Raw genomic sequence first — 21,232 nt, forward strand, 5'->3', positions numbered from 1 at the left:
CACACCGAAATCGCTGACGCTGCCGGATCATGTCGCCGTGCTGGTGGTGGGTGCCGGGTTCGCGGGCCTCGCGGTCACCGAGCGCGTGCTTCGCGACGATCCGGCCGCCGACATCCTGGTCATCGAGCGGGCCGCAGACATCGGCGGAACCTGGCGCGACAACACCTACCCCGGGTGCGCCTGCGACGTCCCCACGGCCCTCTACTCGTTCTCGTTCGCGCCGAGCCCGGACTGGAGTCACACCTTCGCCCGGCAGCCGGAGATTCACGAGTATCTGCGGAAGACCGCCGTCGACACCGGCATTCGCGACCGGGTCCTGACCGGGTGTGAACTCCTCGGCGCGTCGTGGGACGACGGTGCCGCGCTGTGGCGGGTGCGCACCACGTTGGGCGAGCTCACCGCACAGACACTCGTCGCCGCGACAGGTGCGTTGTCGACGCCACGGTTGCCGGACGTTGCGGGCATCGAGACCTTCCGGGGCAAGGTGTTCCACTCGGCCAACTGGGATCACGACTACGACCTGACCGGGAAACGGGTCGCCGTGGTCGGGACGGGCGCCTCCGCCGTGCAGTTCGTACCGGAGATCGCCGATCGAGTCGAACGGCTCACCGTGTTCCAGCGCACGCCCGCCTGGGTGCTGCCGCGCGGCGACCGCACACTCTCCCGCCTCGAGAAGCGACTCTATCGCCGTATTCCGTTCACGCAGAAGATCGTTCGGGCGGCCGTCTACACGCTGCGCGAGGGGTACGTGCTCGCGATGGCCAAGGCGCCCCGGCTGTTGCCCGCATTTCAAGCGGTCGCCAAGGCGCACCTGCGGCGGCAGGTGCCCGACCGGGCCCTGCGAGGCAAGTTGACGCCGACGTTCACCATCACCTGCAAGCGGATCCTGCTGTCCAACGACTGGTTGCGCACCCTGGCCCGAGCCGATGTGGACCTGGTCGACTCGGGGCTCGCCGGGGTCGTCGAGGGCGGCGTCGTCGACGGTGCGGGCACGGAGACACCGGTCGACGCCATCATCTTCGCCACCGGCTTCTCGCCCACCGAACCGCCCGTGGCGCGGCACCTCAGGGGTCGCGACGGGCGGACACTGGCGCAGCACTGGTCGGGCAGCCCCCAGGCCTACCTGGGTACCACCGTCGCCGGGTTCCCCAACCTGTTCCTCATGTACGGGCCGAACACGAACCTGGGGCACAGCTCGATCGTGTACATGCTCGAGTCGCAGGCCGCCTACATCAACGGCGCGCTGGCGCAGCTCGCCGTCGGCGCGGTTGTCGAGGTCCTTCCCGACGCGCAGGCGCGCTACAACGAGGAGATCGCCTGCCAGCTCGGGAGCACGGTGTGGAACACCGGCGGATGCTCCAGCTGGTACCTCGACAAAGAAGGACGCAACTCCGTCATGTGGCCCACCTTCACCTTCCGGTATCGATCCCGGACAAAGAGATTCGACGTCGAGAACTATCAGACCCGGCGCGTGGTGCAGGAGCGCGTCTCGTGAACGACTACGACGTGATCGTGATCGGATCGGGGTTCGGTGGCAGTGTCGCCGCACTCCGGCTGACCGAGAAGGGGTACCGGGTCGGCGTGCTCGAAGCCGGCCGCCGATTCTCCGACGACGAGCTGCCGGAGAACAATTGGCGCGTCGGACGCTACTTCTGGGCACCCCAGCTCGGCATGTACGGAGTGCAGCGACTGCACCTGCTGCCGGATGTCCTGGTGGTCGCGGGGGCCGGGGTCGGGGGTGGTTCGCTCAACTACGCCAACACCCTGTACCAGCCTCCGAAACGATTCTTCGAGGACTCGCAGTGGGGTCACATCACCGACTGGCAGGCCGAGCTGGCCCCGTACTACGACCAGGCGAAACGAATGCTCGGGGTGCGGATGAACCCGAGCCTGACCCCGTCCGACCGGATCATGCGCGAGGTGGCCGAGGAGATGGGGGTCGGCGAGACCTTCACCTCGACCCCCGTCGGAGTGTTCTTCGGCGAGCCGGGGGTGACGGTGCCCGATCCCTTCTTCGGCGGGAAGGGGCCCGCCCGCACCGGCTGTACCGAGTGCGGCAGCTGCATGACGGGCTGCCGGGTGGGCGCGAAGAACACACTGGTCAAGAACTATCTGTATCTGGCCGAGCGGGCGGGGGCGGTCGTACACCCGCTGACCACGGTCCGGGAGATCCGGCCGCGGGCGGGCGGTGGCTACGAGGTGCGGACGCGCCGAACAGACGGGATACGCAGGCGCGAGGCCGTTCTCACCGCTGGCCAGGTCGTGGTCGCGGCGGGCACCTTCGGGACCCAAAGGCTGCTGCTCGCGATGCGGGAGTCGGGCGCGCTCCCGCGGCTGTCGGAGAGGCTCGGCAGCGTGGTCCGCACCAACTCGGAGGCCGTGCTCGCTGCGACCGCGCGCGGGCGCACCGACGCCGACTACACCAGGGGCGTCGCCATCACCTCGTCGTTCCACCCGGACGACCACACGCACGTCGAACCCGTCCGGTACGGCAAGGGCAGCAACTCGATCGCCCTGTTGCAGACCGTGCTGAGCGATGGCGGCGGGAGGCTGCCCCGGCCGGTGAAGACGTTGGCCGTCGCGGCGCGGCATCCAGGGGCGTTCCTGCGCAGTCTCTCGGTGCGACGTTGGTCGGAGCGGACCGTCATCGCGCTGGTGATGCAGACCGACGACAACTCGCTCGAACTCACCCGCGCCCGTGGCTGGTTCGGGCGCAGCAGGATGACCAGTCACCGCGGCGCCGGTGAGGCGCCGCCGAGGTGGATCCCACAGGGGCACAAAGTGATCCGAACGATAGCCGAGAAGATCGGCGGCGACGCGGGCGGAACGGTTTTCGATGTGGTGAACATCCCGATGACCGCCCACTTCCTCGGGGGCTGCGTCATCGGGGATTCCGCCGCCTCCGGAGTGGTCGACCCGTACCTGCGGGCCTACGGGTACGAGGGGCTGCACATCGTCGACGGCTCCGCGATCAGCGCCAACCTCGGTGTCAATCCGTCGCTGACGATCACCGCGCAGGCCGAGCGTGCCATGGCCCTCTGGCCGAACAAGGGTGATGTGGACCCCAGGCCCGCGTCGGGAGCCCGCTACGTCCGGGTTGACCCGGTGGCGCCGGACCATCCGGTGGTCCCGCCCGATGCCCCTGCGGCGCTGAGGCTTCCCCTCACGGTGAAGGGGGGCACCGTCGATGTGGAGCGTTCCTGAATCCCGATCACCCCGCACCGACTGGCCCGCCAGCCCGCCGCCGCCGTGGCAGGCGCGGGTCCGTGCCGTGCTGTGGTGGCACCGCAGTACGGCCACGGCCGCGTCGCACGGACCCGGCGGGTCGACGATCCCGATGACCCTGGCGATGATGGTGGACTACCTGGACTCACCGGTGGGTCCCTACCGGGAGGTCCTGGCCAGCCCGGTGCTGCGCACGCCTGGCCGTGGGGTCGGTGTGCTCCCGGCGATGGCGGTGCCGTTCATCGCCGTCGACTCGGAGCCGTCCGTCCACGGCGGCCGGGCGCACTGGCAGCTGCCAAAGGTGCTGGCCCGCTTCGGCGGCGACACGCACGACGCATGTGAGGCGATCGGCGGCGGGTGGCGGGTGCACACCGTCGCGAGTCCGCGCGGTCCGAGCCTGCCGATCGTCGGCGCGCTCGGTTTCGCTCAGCCGACCGCGGGCGGTGCGCCCGCGGCGGCCTCCGCGAGGCTGCGCGGGCGGTTCCGCTACGCGCGGGTGGCAGTCGGCGCGGAGGGGCCGACCATCGGGAGTTGGCTGATGTCGGGTACCCATCACGGCATCGTGGTCACCGGGCGGATGGTGACCGGGCCCGTGCGCGGGTCTTGATGAGGTGGCGTCGTAATTCGCCCCTTTCGCCAATTCTTGCCTTGTTCGGGGAATGATGTTGCAGTGGGACGGGGTGACCGAGTCACAGCCCCAACGCCGCGCAGCCCAAGTCGCGGTGGGTCGCCCCTGCCCGGATTGGAAATTCTGACCGAGGTCCACAGCCGAGTGCGTGCTGATACCGCGAGGCGCGGAGAGTAAGGAAGGGATCCACTAGATGAGCAATGGCATTGATCCTCAGCACACCAAGGGTGCCGACGAGAAGCTGACCACGGCGGTCGGCGCACCGGTGCCCGACAACCAGAATGTCGCCACTGCGGGCCCGCGCGGGCCGCAGCTGTTGCAGGACGTCTGGTTCCTCGAGAAGCTCGCCCACTTCGACCGCGAGGTCATCCCGGAGCGGCGCATGCACGCCAAGGGCTCCGGCGCCTACGGCACGTTCACCGTGACCAACGACATCACCCAGTACACGAGCGCGAAGATCTTCTCCGAGGTCGGCAAGAAGACGGAGCTGTTCGCGCGGTTCTCGACGGTGGCGGGCGAGCGCGGGGCGGCCGATGCCGAGCGCGACATCCGCGGCTTCGCCGTCAAGTTCTACACCGAGGAGGGCAACTGGGACCTCGTCGGCAACAACACCCCGGTCTTCTTCTTCCGCGATCCGCTGAAGTTCCCGGACCTCAACCACGCGGTCAAGCGCGATCCCCGCACGAACCTGCGCAGCGCCAACAACAACTGGGACTTCTGGACGAACCTGCCGGAGTCGCTGCACCAGGTGACGATCGTCATGAGCGACCGCGGCATCCCGTCCTCGTACCGGCACATGCACGGTTTCGGCTCGCACACGTTCAGCTTCATCAACGCCGAGGGCGAGCGCTTCTGGGTGAAGTTCCACCACCGAGTCCAGCAGGGCATCAAGAACCTCACCGACGCGGAGGCGGCCGAGCTCGTGGGCAACGACCGCGAGAGCCATCAGCGCGATCTGTTCGACGCCATCGAGGCGGGCGACTTCCCGAAGTGGAAGCTGTGCGTGCAGATCATGCCGGAGGCCGACGCGGAGAAGGTGCCCTACCACCCGTTCGACCTCACCAAGGTCTGGCCGAAGGGTGACTACCCGCTGATCGAGGTCGGCGAGTGGGAGCTCAACCGCAACCCCGACAACTACTTCGCGGAGGTCGAGCAGGCCGCGTTCAACCCCGCGCACGTGGTGCCCGGGATCAGTTTCTCCCCGGACCGGATGCTGCAGGGCCGGCTGTTCTCCTACGGTGACGCGCAGCGTTACCGGCTGGGAGTGAACAACTTCCAGATCCCGGTCAACGCGCCCAGGAGCCCGGTGCACAACTTCCACCGGGACGGCGCGATGCGGGTCGACGGCAACCAGGGCGGATCGCTGCACTACGAGCCCAACAGCTACGGCAAGTGGCAGGAGCAGCCGCAGTACCGGAACCCGGCGCAGGCGGTCGGCGCGGTCGCGGATCATTTCGACTACCGCGAGGACGACGACAACTACTTCTCGCAGCCGCGGGTGTTGTTCAACAACATGAGCGACGAGCAGAAGCAGGTGCTGTTCGACAACACCGCGCGCGCCATCAACGGTGCCTCGGATCAGGTCGTGCAGCGGCACATCGACAACTGCACCGCCTGTGACCCGGCCTACGGCGAGGGTGTCGCGAAGGCGATCAAAGCGCTGAGCTGACACCGAGCGCGACCATCCGCCCGGACCGGCCCCCCCGGTCCGGGCGGACCCGTATCTGGGGGCATACGCCGAGGTCACCGGCTCGGAACCGGCCGGCGCCGCCGCCGGGGAACAAACTCGGGGGCGCGCCCGTTGAACTCCTCGTCGGCGTCCGGACATGCCCCGGGCCTCACCCCTTTAGTCGCTTCGAGCGACCACTCGCCGAGAGGCGCCTGTGGGACGTCGACCCGAAGGGCCGCCCGATCTTCTCGGGCGGCCCTTCATCGCGTCCGTGGTGTCGCCATGCCGCCGCCGATCGTCGCTTCTTGGACGTGGTCCAGAACCGGCGCATACTGGGTGGCATGGGGCACGGAGGCAGTCACCTCGATCCCCGGGCGCAGTTGCGCACGGCGGGACTCCGGGTGACCGCTCCACGGGTCGCAGTATTGAATGCTGTTGCTGCGCAGCCGCATTCAGATGTCGACCGGCTCGCCACCGAGGCGCGTCGGGAGCTCGGCTCCGTGTCCACCCAGGCCGTCTACGACGTGCTGAAGGCCTGCGTGGCCGCCGGGATACTCCGCCGATTCGAACCGGCCGGTTCGCCCGCCCGGTTCGAGGTCCGAACCGGGGACAATCATCACCATCTGGTCTGCCGCGGCTGCGGCGCGGTGTCCGACGCCGACTGCGTCGTCGGCAGCGCGCCCTGCCTGCAGCCCTCGGACACCCACGGCTTCGTGATCGACGAGGCAGAGGTCGTGTTCTGGGGGAGCTGCCCCCGGTGCCAGGCCGCGGCGAGAGAGCGGGCAGCTCAGATCCACTAGCCAAGGGAAGGTTCGTCATGAGCGCTGCACGTCAGCGAGCAACGACCACGAACGCAGGTATCCCCGTCGCGAGCGACGAACATTCGCTGACCCAGGGTCCGCAGGGCGGGGTGCTGCTACACGACCACTACCTGATCGAGAAGATGGCACAGTTCAACCGCGAACGCGTCCCGGAGCGGGTCGTGCACGCGAAGGGAGGCGGTGCCTTCGGCGAGTTCGAGGTCACGGCGGACGTGAGCGCCCACACGATGACCGACTGCTTCCAGCCGGGCAAGAGGACCGAGATGCTGGCCCGGTTCTCCACCGTGGCCGGCGAGCAGGGCAGCCCCGACACCTGGCGCGACCCCCGCGGGTTCGCGTTGAAGTTCTACACCGAGGTGGGCAACTACGACCTGGTCGGCAACAACACCCCGGTGTTCTTCGTGCGTGACGCGATCAAGTTCCAGGACTTCATCCGTTCGCAGAAGCGCATGCCCGATTCCGGACTGCGTGACAACAACATGCAGTGGGACTTCTGGACCAACTCGCCGGAATCGGCGCACCAGGTGACCTGGCTGATGGGCGACCGCGGCATCCCGAAGACCTGGCGGAACATGAACGGCTACGGCTCGCACGCCTACATGTGGGTCAACGCCGAGGGCGAGCGCGTCTGGGTCAAGTTCCACTTCAAGACGGACCAGGGCATCGAGTTCCTCACGCAGGCCGAGGCCGACAGCCTCGCCGGCAGTGACCCCGACCACCACCGTAAGGATCTGTTCGAGGCCATCGCGGCGGGGAACTTCCCGAGTTGGACGCTCAAGGTGCAGCTGATGCCGTACGAAGACGCCGAGACCTATCGATTCAACCCGTTCGACCTGACCAAGGTGTGGTCGCAGAAGGACTACCCACTGCACGAAGTGGGCCGGATGACGCTCAACCGCAACCCGGAGAACTTCTTCGCCCAGATCGAGCAGGCGTCCTTCGAGCCGTCGAATGTGATTCCCGGGGTGGGGTTCTCGCCGGACAAGATGCTGCTCGGCCGGGTGTTCTCCTATGCGGACACGCACAGGTACCGGATCGGCACGAACTACATGGACCTGCCGGTGAACCGGCCCAAGGCGCAGGTGAACTCGTACTCCAAGGACGGCGCCATGCGGTACAGCTGGAACTCACCGGACACTCCGCTGTACGCGCCGAACGGGTTCGACGGGCCGGCCGCGGACCCGTCGCTTGCCGGCCCGCCGGCCTCCTGGGAGGCGTCAGGCGAATTCGGGCGGTTCGACTACATCGAGCACCCCGAGGACGATGATTTCGGGCAGCCGGGAACGCTCGTCCGCGAGGTGCTCGACGATGCCGCGCGCGAGCGCCTGGTCGGCAACATCGTCGGCCACGTACTGAACGGGGTGCGGGAACCGGTGCTGTCCAAGGTCTTCGAGTATTGGAGGCACGTTGACGCGGATCTCGGCAAGAAGGTGGAGGAGGGCGTGCGCGCAGGCCGGAAGTAGCAGGCGGAGAGGAGCCTCGGGCGTCGGCGCCCGGTAGCGATTCGTCCCGTGGACGTGCCCTTCGCCACATTCGGGAACGGATGCGCGGGCCGTTCGTTGACCGTAGTGAGTGCGGATGACGTCACCCGCGCTCACTACGAAACCGAACGCATACGAAACCGCAGGAGTGAGTCAATGACCACCAGCCCCATTGTCAGCACCCTCGACACCGGACAGCAGCAGATCGCGGGGGAGGCCCTACAGGGCACCGTCGTGGACCTGATCGACCTCGGTCTCATCGCCAAGCAGGCGCACTGGAACGTGATCGGTAGAAGTTTCCTGTCGGTACACCCGTCGCTGGACGAACTGGTCGCCGCCGCACGTGATTTCACCGATCAGGCGGCCGAGCGTGCCACCGCGATCGGGGTCAGCCCGGACGGGCGTTCCGCCACGGTCGCCGCCGACGCGGGGACCAAGGGCTTCGGGGCGGGCTGGACGAAGGACAGCGAGGTGGTCGACGCGATCGTCGCGAACCTGACCGCGGTCATCGAACGCCTCCGCGCCCGCATCGAGCTCACCGAGAAGGCCGACCCGGTCACCCAGGACCTGCTCATCGCCATCACCGCGCGGCTCGAGCAGCTGCACTGGATGTGGCAGGCCCAGGGGGCGTAGCCCCCCGTGCGCGCTTGACGAGTCCTGACCCTCGTCAAGCGCGCACAGGCGCCGCAGGCGCCTACTCCATGAAACGCGCGAGGAACTCGACCAGCAGTCGCTCCGCGACCGGCTCTGGCAGCGCCTCGATCAGCGCCAGCACCTCGGCCAGTGGCCCGTCCAGCCCGCTGCCGGGCTCCAGCCCGACGAGGGCGAGGACGGCGGCGCAATTGTCGCTGGTGAGGTCCTCGGGCCGGATCTGCCCCGCGGCCGCGACCACGTCTGCCGGTGCCTGCGCGCCCGGCACACCGCGCACCGCATCGGCCGCCTCGGCCAGCGCGTCGCACAGCTCCACGCCGACCCGCTCCGTGACCGGGGTGAGGGTCAGGTGCGTGGTGCGCGGCAGCGTGGTGCCGTCCGACTGTGTCCTGCCCGGCTGCGGTTGCAGGGTCCAGCCCAGGTCCTTCGCGGCGTCCGCCCAGCGGTGCGGATCCACCCGGCGCTCGGCCGCGACCTCGGGGTCGGCGGCCACGGCGACCAGCGGTCCGATCGGGTCGCCGACGACCCGGAGCCCCTCGATGCCGTCGATCGCCTTGTGCACCTGTTCGGCCGCCCGCGCGATCTGCCCGGTCAGCTCGGCGAACCCGGTGCGCCCGAGCGTCTGCGACACCGCCCAGCCCGCGGCGATCGGCATCACCGTCCGGGATCCGAGGATGGTGGGATTGACGACGGCGTAGCCGGGCCAGGCGCTGGTCGCGAACCACTGGCGCCGGTGCCGGTCGCGGTCCCGGTAGAGCAGCACCGACACCCCCTTCGGGGCGTAGCCGTACTTGTGCAGGTCCACCGAGACGCTCGCGACGCCAGGCACCCGCAGGTCCCAGGCGGGGCGGTCCTCGGCGCCCGGCCACCACGGCAGCACCCAGGCCCCGATGCACCCGTCGACGTGCACGGCGACACCTTGGGCCGCACAGACTTCCGCGATCTCCGCGACGGGGTCAAGGGCGCCGTGCGGATAGGACGGTGTCGACGCGACCACCAGCGCGACGGTCTCGTCCAGCGCGGCCGCCACGTCCTCGGCCCGCAGCCTGCAGGTGTCGGGGTCCACCGGCAACACCCGCAGCCGCAGGTCCAGGTAGTGCGCCGCCTTGATGAACGCGGCGTGCGCGGTGGATCCGATCACCAGGGTCGGCCGCGCCTCGCTGCCGGTGTTCGCGCGCCAGGTGTCGCGGGCCGACTTGACCGCGAGGATGCAGCTCTCGGTGCCGCCGCTGGTGACGCTGCCGACGACGTCGGGTACACCCGCGGCCAGTACGTCGCGGGCCATCGCGATGAGATCGCGCTCGAGCGCCGCGACGGAGGGGAACGTCGTGGGGTCGAGTCCGTTGAGCGGCTGGGCCTTTCGGGCCGCCTCGGCCGCCACCTCGTGCAGTTCCTCGACCCCTGGGTCGTACACGTAGGACAGCAGGTGTCCGCCCTCGGTCGGAGCGTCCGCCTTCCTCAGCTCGTCGAGCTGGGCGAGCACCTCGGCGGTGCTGCGTTCGAAGATCACTTGTTGCTCCTGTTCCGTTCTTCGGCCGCCAGTCGGTATCCGCGCAGGGTCACCATGCTCGCGGCCACGAGTACCGCCGGCACGGCGGCGAGAGCGATCACGATCCCGGTGATCGCCCCGTCCGACTGTGCGACGGGGTGGTCGCCGGTCGAGGACACGAACCCCGTCACGGCGAGGATGGCCAGCACCACCGCGGGGCCGAGCGCAAAGCCAAGAGTCTCCGCCGCGGTCCAGACCCCGCTGAAGGCACCGGCCCGCACCGATCCGGCTGTGGTGTTCTCGTGGTCGCTGATGACGTCCGGCAACATCGACATCGGCAGCATCTGCATGCCGGCATAACCGATCCCCGCCACCGCCACCACCGCGTAGACCCACGGCCCCGGGGCGGCGATCAGACCGAGCATCGCGACCGAGGCCGCCAGGAACAGGCCCGATGCCAGGAAGTATGCGCGTTGCTTGCCCCACGCCCGCACCAGCCGGATCCACATCGGCATCACCGCCAGCGCCGGGGCGACCAGGGCGGCGAACAGGATCGACACCGCGCCCTCGGAGTCGAGCACGTAGGTGGCCGCGTACTGGGCGGAGCCGAGCATGCAGCCGATGGCCAGGGCCTGGAGGGCGAAGGTGCCGAGGAGGGATCGGAACGGGCCGCTCGAGCGCACAGCGTCGAGGCTGTCGGCGAGCCCGTGACCCGACGACGTCTCGACCGGGGTGCGCTCGACGCCGACGCCGACGCCGCGCGGTGCGATCCGCCAGGCGCCGAGCATGCCGAGCCCGAGGGTGAGCCCGGCGATCACGCCCATCAGCAGGTATCCCGTCCTGCCCCCGCCGCCGAGTTCGCGCAGCGCGGGGCCGCCCGCACCGAACAGCAGGATCGCGACGGCGAGCACCGCGACGCGCCAGGACATCAACCGGGAACGCTCGTGATAGTCCTCGGTCAGCTCGGCGGGCAGCGCGATGTATGGAACCTGGAACAGGCCGAAGGCGATCGCGGCGAGGATGAAGGCCGCGGTCACCCAGAGACAGCCGACGAGGGTGGAGGCACCCGCGGGCACCGCGAAGGTGAGCGCGAAGAACACCGGCAGGGCCAGCGCGCCGAGGAGCAGGAACCGGCGTCGGGTCCCGGTGCGGGCCGCGTCGGCATCGCTCCGCGAACCGATGTACGGGTTGATCAGCACGTCGAGCGCCTTGGGTGCGAACACCACCAGTGAGGCCGCAGCGGCGGCGACCCCGAGCGTGTCGGTGAGGTAGTAGGCGAGTACCAGCCCGGGCAGTGTGGCGAAGCCTCCGGTACCGACCGAGCCGAGCGAGTAGCCGGTGACGGTCGATCTGTTCAGCCGTGGGGGAGCCATGGTCATCCGGCCAACATAGGTCATTGCGCCGGCCCGCGAGAGGGTTGTGCTCAGGGAGAATTCGCCTGCCTCGGCGGTACCGGCCAGACGCCGGTGATTCACGTGAAACCTCGACCCGGACGGACGACGAACGCCCCCACCTGGCGGGTGGGGGCGTTCGTCAGGGTGTTGCTAGGAACCGAAGATGCTGCCGAGCGAACCGAGCGATCCGGTGCCGCCCGGGTTGCCGCCGCCGGAGACCTTCACGGTCGACGCGCTCGACGTCGACTCCTTGAATCCGGTTGCGCCGCTGTAGACGGCCTTGATCTGACGGTCACCGGTCTGGGTGAACTTGTGCGACAGCGTGGCCTGTCCGTTGACCACGTCGACCGCCTCACCGATCGCGGTGTTGCCGTCCATGAAGGTGACGGTGCCCGAGGTCACCGCCTCGCCGGACTCGGTCTTCACCGCTGCCGACAGGTCCACCGGCGTGCCCTTGGTGGCGGTGCCGGGGGCGGTCAGCGTGGTCACCGTCGCGACCTCGACGGGCGCCGGATCGGTGACCGTGACGGTCTGTGCCTGTCCGGTGGAGCCGTTGAAGTTCTCGGCGCCGCTGTAGATCGCGGAGATCGAGTGTGCTCCGGTGGTGGTGAACGTGTGGGCCAGCTTCGCGCCGCCGTCGACCAGCCCGATCGGGCCGCCGATGTTGGTGCCACCGTCCTTGAACTGCACGGTGCCGCCGGCGGCGTTGTTGCCCTCGTTGTCCTTCACCAGGGCCCAGAGGTCCACCGAGTCACCGGTTTTCGCCTCACCCGGGACGTTGAGCGTGGTCACGGTGTCGACGATGACGGGGTCGGTGGAGACGTCGACGGTGGAGGCCGTGCTGGTGCTGGTGTTGAAGCCGTCGGCGCCGCTGTAGACGGCGGTCACCGGGTGCGCACCGTCGGTGGTGAAGGTGTGGTTCAGGGTTGCGGTGGCACCGTTGAGGGTGACCGGTCCGCCGATGTTGGTGTCGCCGTCCTTGAACTGGACCGTGCCGCCGCTGGGTGCGGGGGCGATGGTGGCGGTGAGGTCGACGGCGGTGCCGGTCTTGGCGGTCGCCGGGACGTTCAGGGTGGTGGTGGTGTCGACGGCGTTGACCGAGACGTCGACGTTCGATGCCGCCGAGGTCGACGGCTTGTTGCCGGCGTCACCGCTGTAAACGGCGGTGATGGAATGGTTTCCGGTGGTGGTGAAGGTGTGGTTGAGCGTGGCGGTGCCGTTGTTGACCGGGACGGCGTTGCCGATGTTGTCGGTGCCGTCCTTGAACTGGACGGTGCCGGTGGCGCCCGCGGGGGCGACGGTGGCGCTGAGGTCGACGGCGGTGCCGGTCTTGGCGGTGGCCGGGACGTTCAGGGTGGTGGTGGTGTCGACGATGACCGGATCGGTGGTGACATCGACATTGGACGCCGCGGAGGTGGACGGCTTGTTGCCTGCATCGCCGCTGTAGACGGCGGTGATGGCGTGGTTCCCGTTGGTGGTGAAGGTGTGGTTGATGGTGGCGGTGCCGTTGTTCACGGGGACGGCGTTGCCGATGTTGTCGGTGCCGTCCTTGAACTGGACGGTGCCGGTGGCGCCCGCGGGGGCGATGGTGGCGGTGAGGTCGACGGCGGTGCCGGTCTTGGCGGTGGCCGGGACGTTCAGGGTGGTGGTGGTATCGACGATGACCGGGTCCGTGCTGACGGTCACGGTTGCCGCGGCCGAGGTCGACGGCTTGTTGGCGGCGTCACCGCTGTACACGGCGGTGATGGCGTGCGCCCCGTCCGCGGTGAAGGTGTGGTTGAGCGTGGCGGTGCCGTTGTTGACCGGGACGGCGTTGCCGATGTCGTTGGTGCCGTCCTTGAACTGGACGGTGCCGGTGGCGCCCGCGGGGGCGACGGTGGCGGTGAGGTCGACGGCGGTGCCGGTCTTGGCGGTGGCCGGGACGTTCAGGGTGGTGGTGGTGTCCGCGGCAGCGGCGCCCACGTTGATCGTGGCCAGCGGCCCTGCGCCCGCGTTCAGCGCGGAGCCCTGCGCGTCACGAGGCGTGCAGCGCGTCGGCGCCCACTGGGTTCCGCCGAGGAAGGTGGCCCTGGGCAGGAAGGTGTAGTAGCTCTCGTTCGCGTTGTAGTTCGCGGCGTTGCCCGCGGTGCGCACCTTCGGCGTGATGACGCCCGCCGCTCCCGCGGTGACGGTGACATCGATGGCGGGCAGTCGGTACCAGCTGTCGCCGTTGCCGTTCGTGCTGCCGTCGAGGTTCTTCTTCAGCTTGGGCGCGCGGATGCCGCCCTCGCTGTTGGTGCTCGAGGATCCGCCGTTGGCGATCACCTGGTTGCCGCCCGACAGGCGCAGGAGCCCACCGGCGCCATCAGGGTTGCCCGCGTCGTTGACGCGATCCACGGTCGGCGCCGCGCCGTCGAGGTTGATGCCGCTGCCCGCCACGACGGCGGCGCTGACGAAGGTCGCGTTCGCGGGGATCGCGTAGTCGACCTTGAGTCGCGAGATGTTGGTGGTGGTCGCGCCCGACTCACTGTTCGGGAACGACGAGCCGCTCGGCTGGATGCGGTAGGTGAACGTCTCACCCGCCGTCACGGAGGCCGGTGCGTCGACGGTCATCGACGTGTCGGCCACCTTGTGCACGGTGAGAACCGCGCTGGCCTGGCAGGCGTTCTTGAACGAGGTGGTCGTGGGTGCCGCGGACGCGGGGCTGCCGATCAACAGCAGACCCGCGGCCAGCGCCACGGACGTGACCGGTACGGCGCATTGCCGCACTGTGGACTTGGACATAACACTCCTTGCGCCCGACTCGCGGGAGAGATGTCGAGCATCGGTTGGATGAAATTGCCCACACTGTGCCACCGCAATCGGGAACTTGTTGCAGTTTTGACTACAGGCACCGCAAGTTACGGTCGGGTAACAAGTTGTGTCAGAAACTGCGGATAACGCCTGGAAAGCCATCTCGAACTGGTCTCCGAGGCCATTCGGCCTCCGAATTTCGGTGGTTTCGAGTTGCGGATCGCCATCAAAAATGCAACGCGTTCATCGGACCGTGCGGACGGGCCGCTCAGGCCGACGCCACCGCGAGCGGCAGATCGACGATCAGTTCCGGTTCGGTGCACGCCAGCACCTGCGCCACCTCGACACCCGGCGCGACCTCGCGCAGGACCAGGCCGTCGGCGGTGACGTCGATGACGGCCAGATCGGTGATGATGCGGTGCACCACGGCCCGACCGGTCAGCGGCAGCGAACAGCGCTCGACGATCTTCGGTGCGCCGTCCCTGGCGCAGTGCTCCATCAGCACGATCACCCGGCCCGCGCCGTGCACGAGGTCCATCGCCCCGCCGGGCCCCTTCACCATCTTGCCGGGGATCATCCAGTTCGCGAGGTCGCCGGTCGCCGAGACCTGCATGCCGCCGAGGATCGCCGCGTCGATCTTGCCGCCCCGGATCATCCCGAAGCTGAGTGCGGAGTCGAAGAAGGATGCGCCCGGCAGCACCGTCACCGTCTCCTTGCCCGCGTTGATCAGATCCGGATCCATCTCGGGTTCAGTCGGATACGGCCCGACGCCGAGGATTCCGTTCTCGGACTGCAGCACCACCGAGCAGTCGGGCGGCACGAAGTTCGGCACCAGGGTGGGCAGCCCGATCCCCAGGTTCACGTACCAGCCGTCGCGCAGTTCCTGCGCTGCCCGCGCCGCCATCTCCTCGCGGGTGCGGGCGCCCGCCGTGTTGTTGCCGCCTGCCATGCTCATCGCTCGCTCTCGGTAGTCGTTCTGACGGTGCGCTTCTCGATCCGTTTGGTGATGCCGTGGCCGACCTCGAGGACGCGGTGCACGTACACCCCCGGCAGGTGCACGGCGTCGGGATCGAGTTCGCCCGGCTCCACCAATTCCTCGACCTGGGCGACGGTGATCCGGCCCGCCATGGCCGCCAACGGCGAGAAGTTGCGGGCCGAGAGATCGAACACCAGATTGCCGTGACGGTCGCCCCGCGCGGCGTGGACGAGGGCGAAGTCGGTGCTGATCGCCTCTTCGAGCACGTATTCGCGGCCGCCGAAGGATTGCACCGGCTTGGCGGGTGAGGCCACCGCGATGCCGCCTGCGCCGTCGTACCGTCGAGGCAGCCCGCCGTCGGCGACTTGGGTGCCGACTCCGCTCTGGGTGTAGAACGCGGCGATGCCCGAGCCGCCTGCCCGGAGCTTCTCCGCCAACGTGCCCTGCGGGGTCAGCTCCAGTTCCAGTTCGCCGGAGAGGAACTGGCGCTCGAACTCCTTGTTCTCCCCGACATATGAGGAGACCATCTTCCGGATCCGGCCTGCGCCGAGGAGCAATCCCAGGCCCCAGTCATCGACGCCGCAGTTGTTGCTGACGACCTCGAGATCCGATGCGCCGCCGTCGAGCACCGCCTGGATGAGCACCGAGGGGATGCCGCAGAGCCCGAACCCGCCCACCGCCATGCTCGAGCCGTCGGTGATGCCCGCGACGGCCTCGGCGGCCGTGCGTACGGTCTTGTCCATCATCGCGCGCTCCACCCGCCGTCCATCGTGTACGAGGCGCCGGTCACCATGCCGGCCTCGTCGCCTGCGAGCCACGCCACCAGCGAGGCCACCTCGGCCGGTTCGACCAACCTCTTGATCGCGCTCTCGGTGAGCATCACCCGCGCGAGCACTTCCTCTTCCTGGATGCCGTGTACGGCGGCCTGGTCGGCGATCTGCTTCTCCACCAGGGGTGTTCGCACATACCCGGGATTGACGCAGTTGCTAGTCACCCCATGCCTGCCGCCCTCGAGCGCGGTCACCTTGGACAGCCCTTCGAGGCCGTGTTTCGCGGTGACATATGCGGACTTGAACTCGGAGGCGCGCAGCCCGTGCACCGAGGAGACGTTGATGATCCGGCCGAATCCGTTGGCGTACATGTGCGGAAGGGCCGCCCGGATCAGCAGGAACGGCGCCTCCACCATCAGGGTCAACAGCTTGCGGAACTCCGCGGGCGGGAAATCCTCGATGGGGCTGATGCTCTGCACGCCCGCGTTGTTCACCAGGATGTCCGTCTCGAGCGCGAGCCCGGCCAGCGCGTCGGTGTCGAGCAGGTCGACGGCCCAGGCCCGGCCGTCGAGTTCATCGGCGAGCGTCTTGGCCGCGACCTCGTCGACATCGGCGATCACCACGCGGGCGCCCCTGGCCGCGAGCGCCCTGGCGGTGGCCGCGCCGATCCCGCTCGCGCCGCCGGTGATCAGGGCCGAGCGCCCGGCGAGGGTCTGCGCGGTCATCGGGCCACCGCCGCGCTCTGGCCGGTGACGAGCGGTGCGGCCGCCGCGTTCTCCTCGGCGAGGGTCCTCGCGTCCGCGGCATCGACGGATTCGAGCGAGATGCCCTTGGTCTCACGGGCGAAGGCGACCGCGATGACGGTCACGACCGAGGCACCGAGCAGGTAGAAGGCGATCGGCAGGGACGAGTCGAAGCGGCTGAGCAGGCTGGCCGCGATGATCGGCGCGAGCGAGCCCGCGACGATCGAGGTGACCTGATAGCCGAGCGAGACGCCGGAGTAGCGCATCCGGGTGGGGAACATCTCCGCCATGATCGCGGGCTGACCGGCGTACATGAAGGCGTGGATGATCAGCCCGATCACGATGGCCGCCAGGACGATCGCGTTGTGCGCGCTGTCCATCATCGGGAAGGCGAAGAAGCCCCATGTGCCCGCCAAGACGGCGCCGATCAGGTAGGTGGGGCGCCGGCCGAGGGTGTCGGACAGGTGGCCGCACAGCGGAACCGCGACGAAATGCACGCCGTGGGCGATCAGCATCATCCACAGGATCTTGCTGGTGTCGGCGTGCACGACCACCTTGAGGTAGGTGATCGAGAAGGTGACCACCAGGTAGTACATGATGTTCTCCGCGAACCGCAGCCCCATCGCGGTGAGCACGCCGCGCGGGTAACGGCGCAGCACCTCGAAGACGCCGTACGAGGCGGCCTTGTTCTTCTCGACCAGCTTCTGTGCCTCGAGGAAGATCGGTGCGTCGCTGACCTTGGTGCGAATGTAGTAGCCCACCAACACGATCAGGGCGGACAGCCAGAACGCCACGCGCCAGCCCCAGCTGAGGAAGGCCGCGTCGGAGAGCGTGGTCGTCAGGACCAGCAGCACGACGGTGGCGAGCAGGTTGCCCGCAGGGACGCCCGCCTGCGGCCAGCTGGCCCAGAACCCGCGACTGCGGTTGGGGCTGTGCTCGGCGACGAGCAGCACCGCGCCGCCCCATTCGCCGCCGACGGCGAAGCCCTGAATGAATCGCAGCGCCACCAGGATTGCCGGCGCCCAGTAGCCGATCTGCCCGAAGGTGGGGATGCAGCCCATCAGGAAGGTGGCCGCGCCGACGAGCAGCAGGCTGAACTGCAGCAGCTTCTTGCGTCCGAACTTGTCGCCGAAGTGTCCGAAGACGATGCCGCCGATGGGCCGGGCCGCGAAGCCGACCGCGTAGGTGACGAACGCGGCGATGATCGCATCGAGCTCGTTGCCGCCCGCGGGGAAGAAGACCTTGGAGAAGACCAGTGTCGCGGCGGTGCCGTAGAGGAAGAACTCGTACCACTCGACAACGGTGCCCGCCATCGACGCACCGACGACCTTTTTGAGCCCGGACGGCGCGGTGTCCTGGGCCGGGGCCGGGTCGCCCCCGCCCGCCCGTGACAGTTGTTCGGTACTCATCGCTGACTCCTCGTGTGCTCGGCCCGACAATCGCGTTCGCCATGTGATGCAGTCCACATTCGGCGTCCTGCGATGAGTATTGGTGCACGCGATGCGGCCCACAATGAGGAAAATCGCACCCTGGATCTGCAAGGATGCAGATATGGCGGATTCCGTGGATCGGCATTCTCTGGGTCGTCCGAGCGCCGACGACCTCCTGGTGCTGCTCGCCGTCGGCCGGACCGGGCGCTTCACCTCGGCCGCCGAGGACCTCGGCGTCAACCACACGACCATCTCCCGCCGCATCGCCGCGCTGGAGAAGAGCCTGGGCGGACGGCTGCTGGAGCGGGCGGCGGGTGGCTGGGAGCTGACGGACCTCGGCAGGCAGGCGCTGGCCGCCGCGGAGAGCGTCGAGGCGGTGGTCGACGCGCTCGCCTCCGATTCCTCCGGACAGGGCAGGCTGAAGGGGGTCGTGCGGGTGTCCGCGACGGACGGGTTCAGCGCGTACATCGCCGCGCCCGCCGCCGCGCGGGTGCGCAGGCGCCACCCGGACCTCGCGGTGGAGATCGTGGCGACCACCCGCCGGGCGTCCAGGCAGCGGTCGGGCATGGACGTGGAGATCGTGGTCGGACGGCCGCAGGTGCACCGGGCCGAGGCCCTGCCGCTGGCGGACTACGTGCTGGGGCTGTATGCCTCCCGGGACTACCTGCGCGAGCGGGGCACCCCGCACGCGATCGCGGAACTGGCCGAACACTCCCTGGTGTACTTCGTCGATTCGATGCTGCAGGTCGACGACCTGGACGTCGCGCGGAGCATCGCTCCCGAGATGCGGGAGTCGGTGAGTTCCACGAACGTCTTCGTGCACGTGGAGGCCACCAGGGCCGCGGCGGGGATCGGGCTGCTGCCCTGCTTCATGGCCGACAGGCACCCGGATCTGGTGCGGCTGCTGCCGGAACTGGTCTCGACGAAGCTGACCTACTGGCTGGTGGCCCGGTCGGAGGCGCTACGCAGGCGGGAGGTGGCGGCCGTGGTCGAGGAGATCAGGGACACCGCCGAACGGGAGCGCGACCGGCTGCTCGGGACGTTTCGGTAGCCGATGAGTTTTGGTCTGTCCGGGAGTCAGAACCTTTGACACCCGCGACACCGAGCACACAGGAGCACGACGATGAAACTGACCGTCACCACCTTCGTCACTCTCGACGGCGTCTACCAGGCGCCGGGCGGTCCCCAGGAGGACCCCAGCGGCGGGTTCGTCCACGGCGGCTGGTCGGCGCCGTACGGAGACGAGGACTTCGGCCGCTTCATCATCGAGGTGTTCGACCAGGCCGACGCGTTTCTGCTCGGTCGGAAGACGTACGAGATCTTCGCCTCGTACTGGCCGAATCACGACGACCCAGCGAATCCGATCGCCAGCCGGCTCAACACGCTGCCGAAGCACGTCGTCACGACCACCCTCTCTGCGGCCGACTGGCAGAACAGCCGCCTGATCACCGGCGACCCGGGCAAGGCGGTGGCCGCGCTCAAGGAGCAGGAGGGTCGAGAGCTCCAGGTGCACGGCAGCGGAGAGCTCGTGCGGTGGCTGCTGCGGGAGGGTCTGATCGACACGCTGCACCTGCTGTCCTTCCCGGTCCTGCTCGGCACCGGAAAGCGGCTGTTCCCGACCGACGCGCTGCCGTCCGCCTTCACGTTGGCGCAGTCGCGCGTCACGGGTAATGGTGTGGTCATCAGCTCCTACGAGCGTTCGGGTAAGCCCGAATACGGCGACCTCGCCGAGGAGTAGCGGGTCTAGGCGGGGTTCCGTAGCTCCGCGAGCGCCGCGCGGTACCGGCGCTGCTTGATCGTGCCCAGGGTCTCGCCCGCCTTGGGTGCGAGGGCCCGGGCGCGGTCCATCGCGGCGGGCAGGACGGACTGCTCGTCGACCGCCTCGTCGACGATGCCCTCGGCGGTGGACTCGGCCCCGCCGTAGCGCCTGCCGGTGGTCATGGCGTCGTGCGCGGTACGCACGGGGAGCTTGGCGGCGATCAGGTCGGACATGCCCGCCGAGAAGGGGATCTGGATGTCGACCTCGGGGAAGCAGAAGAACCCGCGGTCGGCACGCATGACCCGCTGATCATGGGCGAGCGCCAGCATGGCGCCCGCGCCGAAGGCATGTCCCTGCAGTGCCGCGACCGTCGGAAACTTCAGGACGAGTACGCGGGCGAACAGCGCCTCGACCCGCGCGCCGAACACCGGGATCTGGTCGGCGTTGGCCATCAACCACTGCAGGTCGAGGCCGTTGCTCCAGATCTTGCCCGCGGCGGTGGTGACGAGGGCCCTTGGACCCTCGGCGGCCTCGACGGTGTCGAGGTGCGCGTCGACCGCGTCGAGCCAGTCGGGGTTGAAGCGGTTCTCGCCGGACCCCAGACTCAGCACGAAGACGTCGCCGTCTCGGCTCAGGGTCGGCAGGCCGTCGGGAGTGTTTGAGAATGTCATTTCTAGAAACTATCTTCTAGAGCGGATGGCTGTCCAGCCCCGGATTCTGCGATACTCGGCGCATGGCCCGCACCACGTTCTCCACCGACGCACTGCTCGACGCCGCGCGAGAGGTGATCCTCGAGCGCGGTCCGCGGTCCGCGACGGTCGCCTTGATCGCCGCACGGGCGGGTGCGCCGACCGGGTCGATCTACCACCGCTTCGCCTCGATCGACGAACTGCTCGCGCGGACCTGGCTGCGAGCCGTGCGGCGCACCCAGCAGGTCCGGCCAACCGGGTTCGAGCCCACCGGGGAGCCCGTCGAGGTGGTGGTGGAGCTGGCCCTCGCGCTCTACGACCACTGCGTCGCCGAGCCGGGCGACATGCTGTTGCTCGATCGGCTCCGCCGCGAGGACGTGCTGCACCTGAACCTGGGCGACGAGCTGATCGCGGAGGTCGGACGGGCCGACGAGCAGACAGGCAGCCTGATCGCGGAGCTGGCGCGCGCGGTGTTCGGGCGGGCGGGCAAGCGCGAGACGGACCTGGTGGTGCTGGCCCTGGTCGACCTGCCGTACAGCTTCGCCGGACGCTACCTCCAGGCCGGTGCGCGTCCGCCGAAGAGTCGCCGGGACCGGCTGCCCGATGCCGTGCGGGCGATCGTCGAGGCCCGTCCGCGGGACTAGCTGTACTGCCCAGGGACGTTAGTCAAACGGCTGAAGGGAACGTTCCTGCCGATGGCGGAGTGTTGCCGATGGTGATTGTAGGTGTGCAGCC

The 21,232-nt window shown here is 68.9% G+C and carries 18 protein-coding genes; 10 read left to right on the forward strand and 8 right to left on the reverse strand.

Going from position 1 to position 21,232, the window contains the following annotated elements; genetic code table 11:
- Positions 1–13 precede the first annotated feature (13 nt).
- From ACWFRB_RS18970 to ACWFRB_RS19000, 7 genes are all read left to right on the forward strand, one after another.
- Positions 14–1,495: a flavin-containing monooxygenase gene (locus ACWFRB_RS18970; protein ID WP_452642774.1), complete on the forward strand. Its 1,482-nt coding sequence runs from the start codon at positions 14–16 to the stop codon at positions 1,493–1,495.
- Positions 1,492–3,204 (forward strand): GMC family oxidoreductase N-terminal domain-containing protein, encoded by a 1,713-nt coding sequence (locus ACWFRB_RS18975; RefSeq protein ID WP_452642748.1) that lies wholly within the window; start codon positions 1,492–1,494, stop codon positions 3,202–3,204. Before ACWFRB_RS18970 ends, ACWFRB_RS18975 begins: the two co-directional genes overlap by 4 nt.
- Entirely contained in the window at positions 3,188–3,832 is a 645-nt protein-coding gene (locus ACWFRB_RS18980) for a hypothetical protein (protein ID WP_452642750.1), read from the forward strand. Before ACWFRB_RS18975 ends, ACWFRB_RS18980 begins: the two co-directional genes overlap by 17 nt.
- Before the next feature lie 214 nt (positions 3,833–4,046).
- The gene (locus ACWFRB_RS18985) at positions 4,047–5,522 is read left to right on the forward strand and encodes a catalase (RefSeq protein WP_452642752.1); all 1,476 of its coding nucleotides are present in this window, start codon (positions 4,047–4,049) and stop codon (positions 5,520–5,522) included.
- Positions 5,523–5,863: 341 nt separating this feature from the next.
- On the forward strand, positions 5,864–6,322 hold the full coding sequence (locus ACWFRB_RS18990; protein WP_452642754.1) for a Fur family transcriptional regulator: 459 nt from the start codon (positions 5,864–5,866) through the stop codon (positions 6,320–6,322).
- A 17-nt stretch (positions 6,323–6,339) separates the two neighbouring features.
- Positions 6,340–7,806, forward strand: a complete 1,467-nt coding sequence (locus tag ACWFRB_RS18995) for a catalase (RefSeq protein ID WP_452642756.1) — start codon at positions 6,340–6,342, stop codon at positions 7,804–7,806.
- A gap of 174 nt (positions 7,807–7,980) precedes the next feature.
- Positions 7,981–8,457 carry a Dps family protein gene (locus ACWFRB_RS19000; protein ID WP_452642757.1) on the forward strand — a complete coding sequence of 159 codons (477 nt, stop codon included), beginning with the start codon at positions 7,981–7,983 and terminating at the stop codon, positions 8,455–8,457.
- 61 nt (positions 8,458–8,518) lie between these two features.
- On the opposite strand, the gene ACWFRB_RS19005 is transcribed toward ACWFRB_RS19000, so the two are convergent.
- From ACWFRB_RS19005 to ACWFRB_RS19035, 7 genes are all read right to left on the reverse strand, one after another.
- Positions 8,519–9,985: a pyridoxal phosphate-dependent decarboxylase family protein gene (locus ACWFRB_RS19005; protein WP_452642759.1), complete on the reverse strand. Its 1,467-nt coding sequence runs from the start codon at positions 9,983–9,985 to the stop codon at positions 8,519–8,521.
- Positions 9,982–11,343, reverse strand: coding sequence for an MFS transporter (locus ACWFRB_RS19010; protein WP_452642760.1), 1,362 nt, complete (start codon positions 11,341–11,343; stop codon positions 9,982–9,984). Before ACWFRB_RS19010 ends, ACWFRB_RS19005 begins: the two co-directional genes overlap by 4 nt.
- Before the next feature lie 165 nt (positions 11,344–11,508).
- On the reverse strand, positions 11,509–14,121 hold the full coding sequence (locus ACWFRB_RS19015; protein WP_452642762.1) for a beta strand repeat-containing protein: 2,613 nt from the start codon (positions 14,119–14,121) through the stop codon (positions 11,509–11,511).
- Between the two features lie 277 nt (positions 14,122–14,398).
- Positions 14,399–15,079 carry a CoA transferase subunit B gene (locus ACWFRB_RS19020; RefSeq protein ID WP_452642776.1) on the reverse strand — a complete coding sequence of 227 codons (681 nt, stop codon included), beginning with the start codon at positions 15,077–15,079 and terminating at the stop codon, positions 14,399–14,401.
- A gap of 2 nt (positions 15,080–15,081) precedes the next feature.
- The gene (locus tag ACWFRB_RS19025) at positions 15,082–15,849 is read right to left on the reverse strand and encodes a CoA transferase subunit A (protein ID WP_452642778.1); all 768 of its coding nucleotides are present in this window, start codon (positions 15,847–15,849) and stop codon (positions 15,082–15,084) included.
- Positions 15,849–16,601: a 3-hydroxybutyrate dehydrogenase gene (locus ACWFRB_RS19030; protein ID WP_452642764.1), complete on the reverse strand. Its 753-nt coding sequence runs from the start codon at positions 16,599–16,601 to the stop codon at positions 15,849–15,851. Before ACWFRB_RS19030 ends, ACWFRB_RS19025 begins: the two co-directional genes overlap by 1 nt.
- Positions 16,598–18,028: an MFS transporter gene (locus tag ACWFRB_RS19035; RefSeq protein ID WP_452642766.1), complete on the reverse strand. Its 1,431-nt coding sequence runs from the start codon at positions 18,026–18,028 to the stop codon at positions 16,598–16,600. The genes ACWFRB_RS19030 and ACWFRB_RS19035 overlap by 4 nt, the downstream gene beginning before the upstream one ends.
- A 142-nt stretch (positions 18,029–18,170) precedes the next feature.
- Between ACWFRB_RS19035 and ACWFRB_RS19040 the strand changes: the two genes are divergently transcribed.
- Positions 18,171–19,100, forward strand: a complete 930-nt coding sequence (locus tag ACWFRB_RS19040) for a LysR family transcriptional regulator (protein ID WP_452642767.1) — start codon at positions 18,171–18,173, stop codon at positions 19,098–19,100.
- 72 nt (positions 19,101–19,172) lie between these two features.
- Positions 19,173–19,787 carry a dihydrofolate reductase family protein gene (locus ACWFRB_RS19045; protein WP_452642769.1) on the forward strand — a complete coding sequence of 205 codons (615 nt, stop codon included), beginning with the start codon at positions 19,173–19,175 and terminating at the stop codon, positions 19,785–19,787.
- A gap of 5 nt (positions 19,788–19,792) precedes the next feature.
- Here the strand turns inward: ACWFRB_RS19045 and ACWFRB_RS19050 are convergent, their stop codons facing one another.
- Positions 19,793–20,452: an enoyl-CoA hydratase-related protein gene (locus ACWFRB_RS19050; RefSeq protein WP_452642780.1), complete on the reverse strand. Its 660-nt coding sequence runs from the start codon at positions 20,450–20,452 to the stop codon at positions 19,793–19,795.
- An 89-nt stretch (positions 20,453–20,541) separates the two neighbouring features.
- Between ACWFRB_RS19050 and ACWFRB_RS19055 the strand changes: the two genes are divergently transcribed.
- Positions 20,542–21,141 carry a helix-turn-helix domain-containing protein gene (locus ACWFRB_RS19055; RefSeq protein WP_452642771.1) on the forward strand — a complete coding sequence of 200 codons (600 nt, stop codon included), beginning with the start codon at positions 20,542–20,544 and terminating at the stop codon, positions 21,139–21,141.
- The last annotated feature ends 91 nt before the right edge of the window (positions 21,142–21,232 follow it).

The organism is Rhodococcus sp. NPDC055112, from assembly GCF_053607505.1.

Bases quoted from the DNA above. Each gene is read 5' to 3' on its own strand.
- ACWFRB_RS18985 (WP_452642752.1), top strand. From the start codon at position 4,047: ATGAGCAATGGCATTGATCCTCAGCACACCAAGGGTGCCGACGAGAAG.
- ACWFRB_RS19055 (WP_452642771.1), top strand. From the start codon at position 20,542: ATGGCCCGCACCACGTTCTCCACCGACGCACTGCTCGACGCCGCGCGA.
- ACWFRB_RS19030 (WP_452642764.1), bottom strand. From the start codon at position 16,601: ATGACCGCGCAGACCCTCGCCGGGCGCTCGGCCCTGATCACCGGCGGC.
- ACWFRB_RS19035 (WP_452642766.1), bottom strand. From the start codon at position 18,028: ATGAGTACCGAACAACTGTCACGGGCGGGCGGGGGCGACCCGGCCCCG.
- ACWFRB_RS19020 (WP_452642776.1), bottom strand. From the start codon at position 15,079: ATGGCAGGCGGCAACAACACGGCGGGCGCCCGCACCCGCGAGGAGATG.
- ACWFRB_RS19045 (WP_452642769.1), top strand. From the start codon at position 19,173: ATGAAACTGACCGTCACCACCTTCGTCACTCTCGACGGCGTCTACCAG.
- ACWFRB_RS19040 (WP_452642767.1), top strand. From the start codon at position 18,171: ATGGCGGATTCCGTGGATCGGCATTCTCTGGGTCGTCCGAGCGCCGAC.
- ACWFRB_RS19010 (WP_452642760.1), bottom strand. From the start codon at position 11,343: ATGACCATGGCTCCCCCACGGCTGAACAGATCGACCGTCACCGGCTAC.
- ACWFRB_RS19000 (WP_452642757.1), top strand. From the start codon at position 7,981: ATGACCACCAGCCCCATTGTCAGCACCCTCGACACCGGACAGCAGCAG.
- ACWFRB_RS18980 (WP_452642750.1), top strand. From the start codon at position 3,188: ATGTGGAGCGTTCCTGAATCCCGATCACCCCGCACCGACTGGCCCGCC.
- ACWFRB_RS18990 (WP_452642754.1), top strand. From the start codon at position 5,864: ATGGGGCACGGAGGCAGTCACCTCGATCCCCGGGCGCAGTTGCGCACG.
- ACWFRB_RS19015 (WP_452642762.1), bottom strand. From the start codon at position 14,121: ATGTCCAAGTCCACAGTGCGGCAATGCGCCGTACCGGTCACGTCCGTG.
- ACWFRB_RS19025 (WP_452642778.1), bottom strand. From the start codon at position 15,849: ATGGACAAGACCGTACGCACGGCCGCCGAGGCCGTCGCGGGCATCACC.
- ACWFRB_RS18995 (WP_452642756.1), top strand. From the start codon at position 6,340: ATGAGCGCTGCACGTCAGCGAGCAACGACCACGAACGCAGGTATCCCC.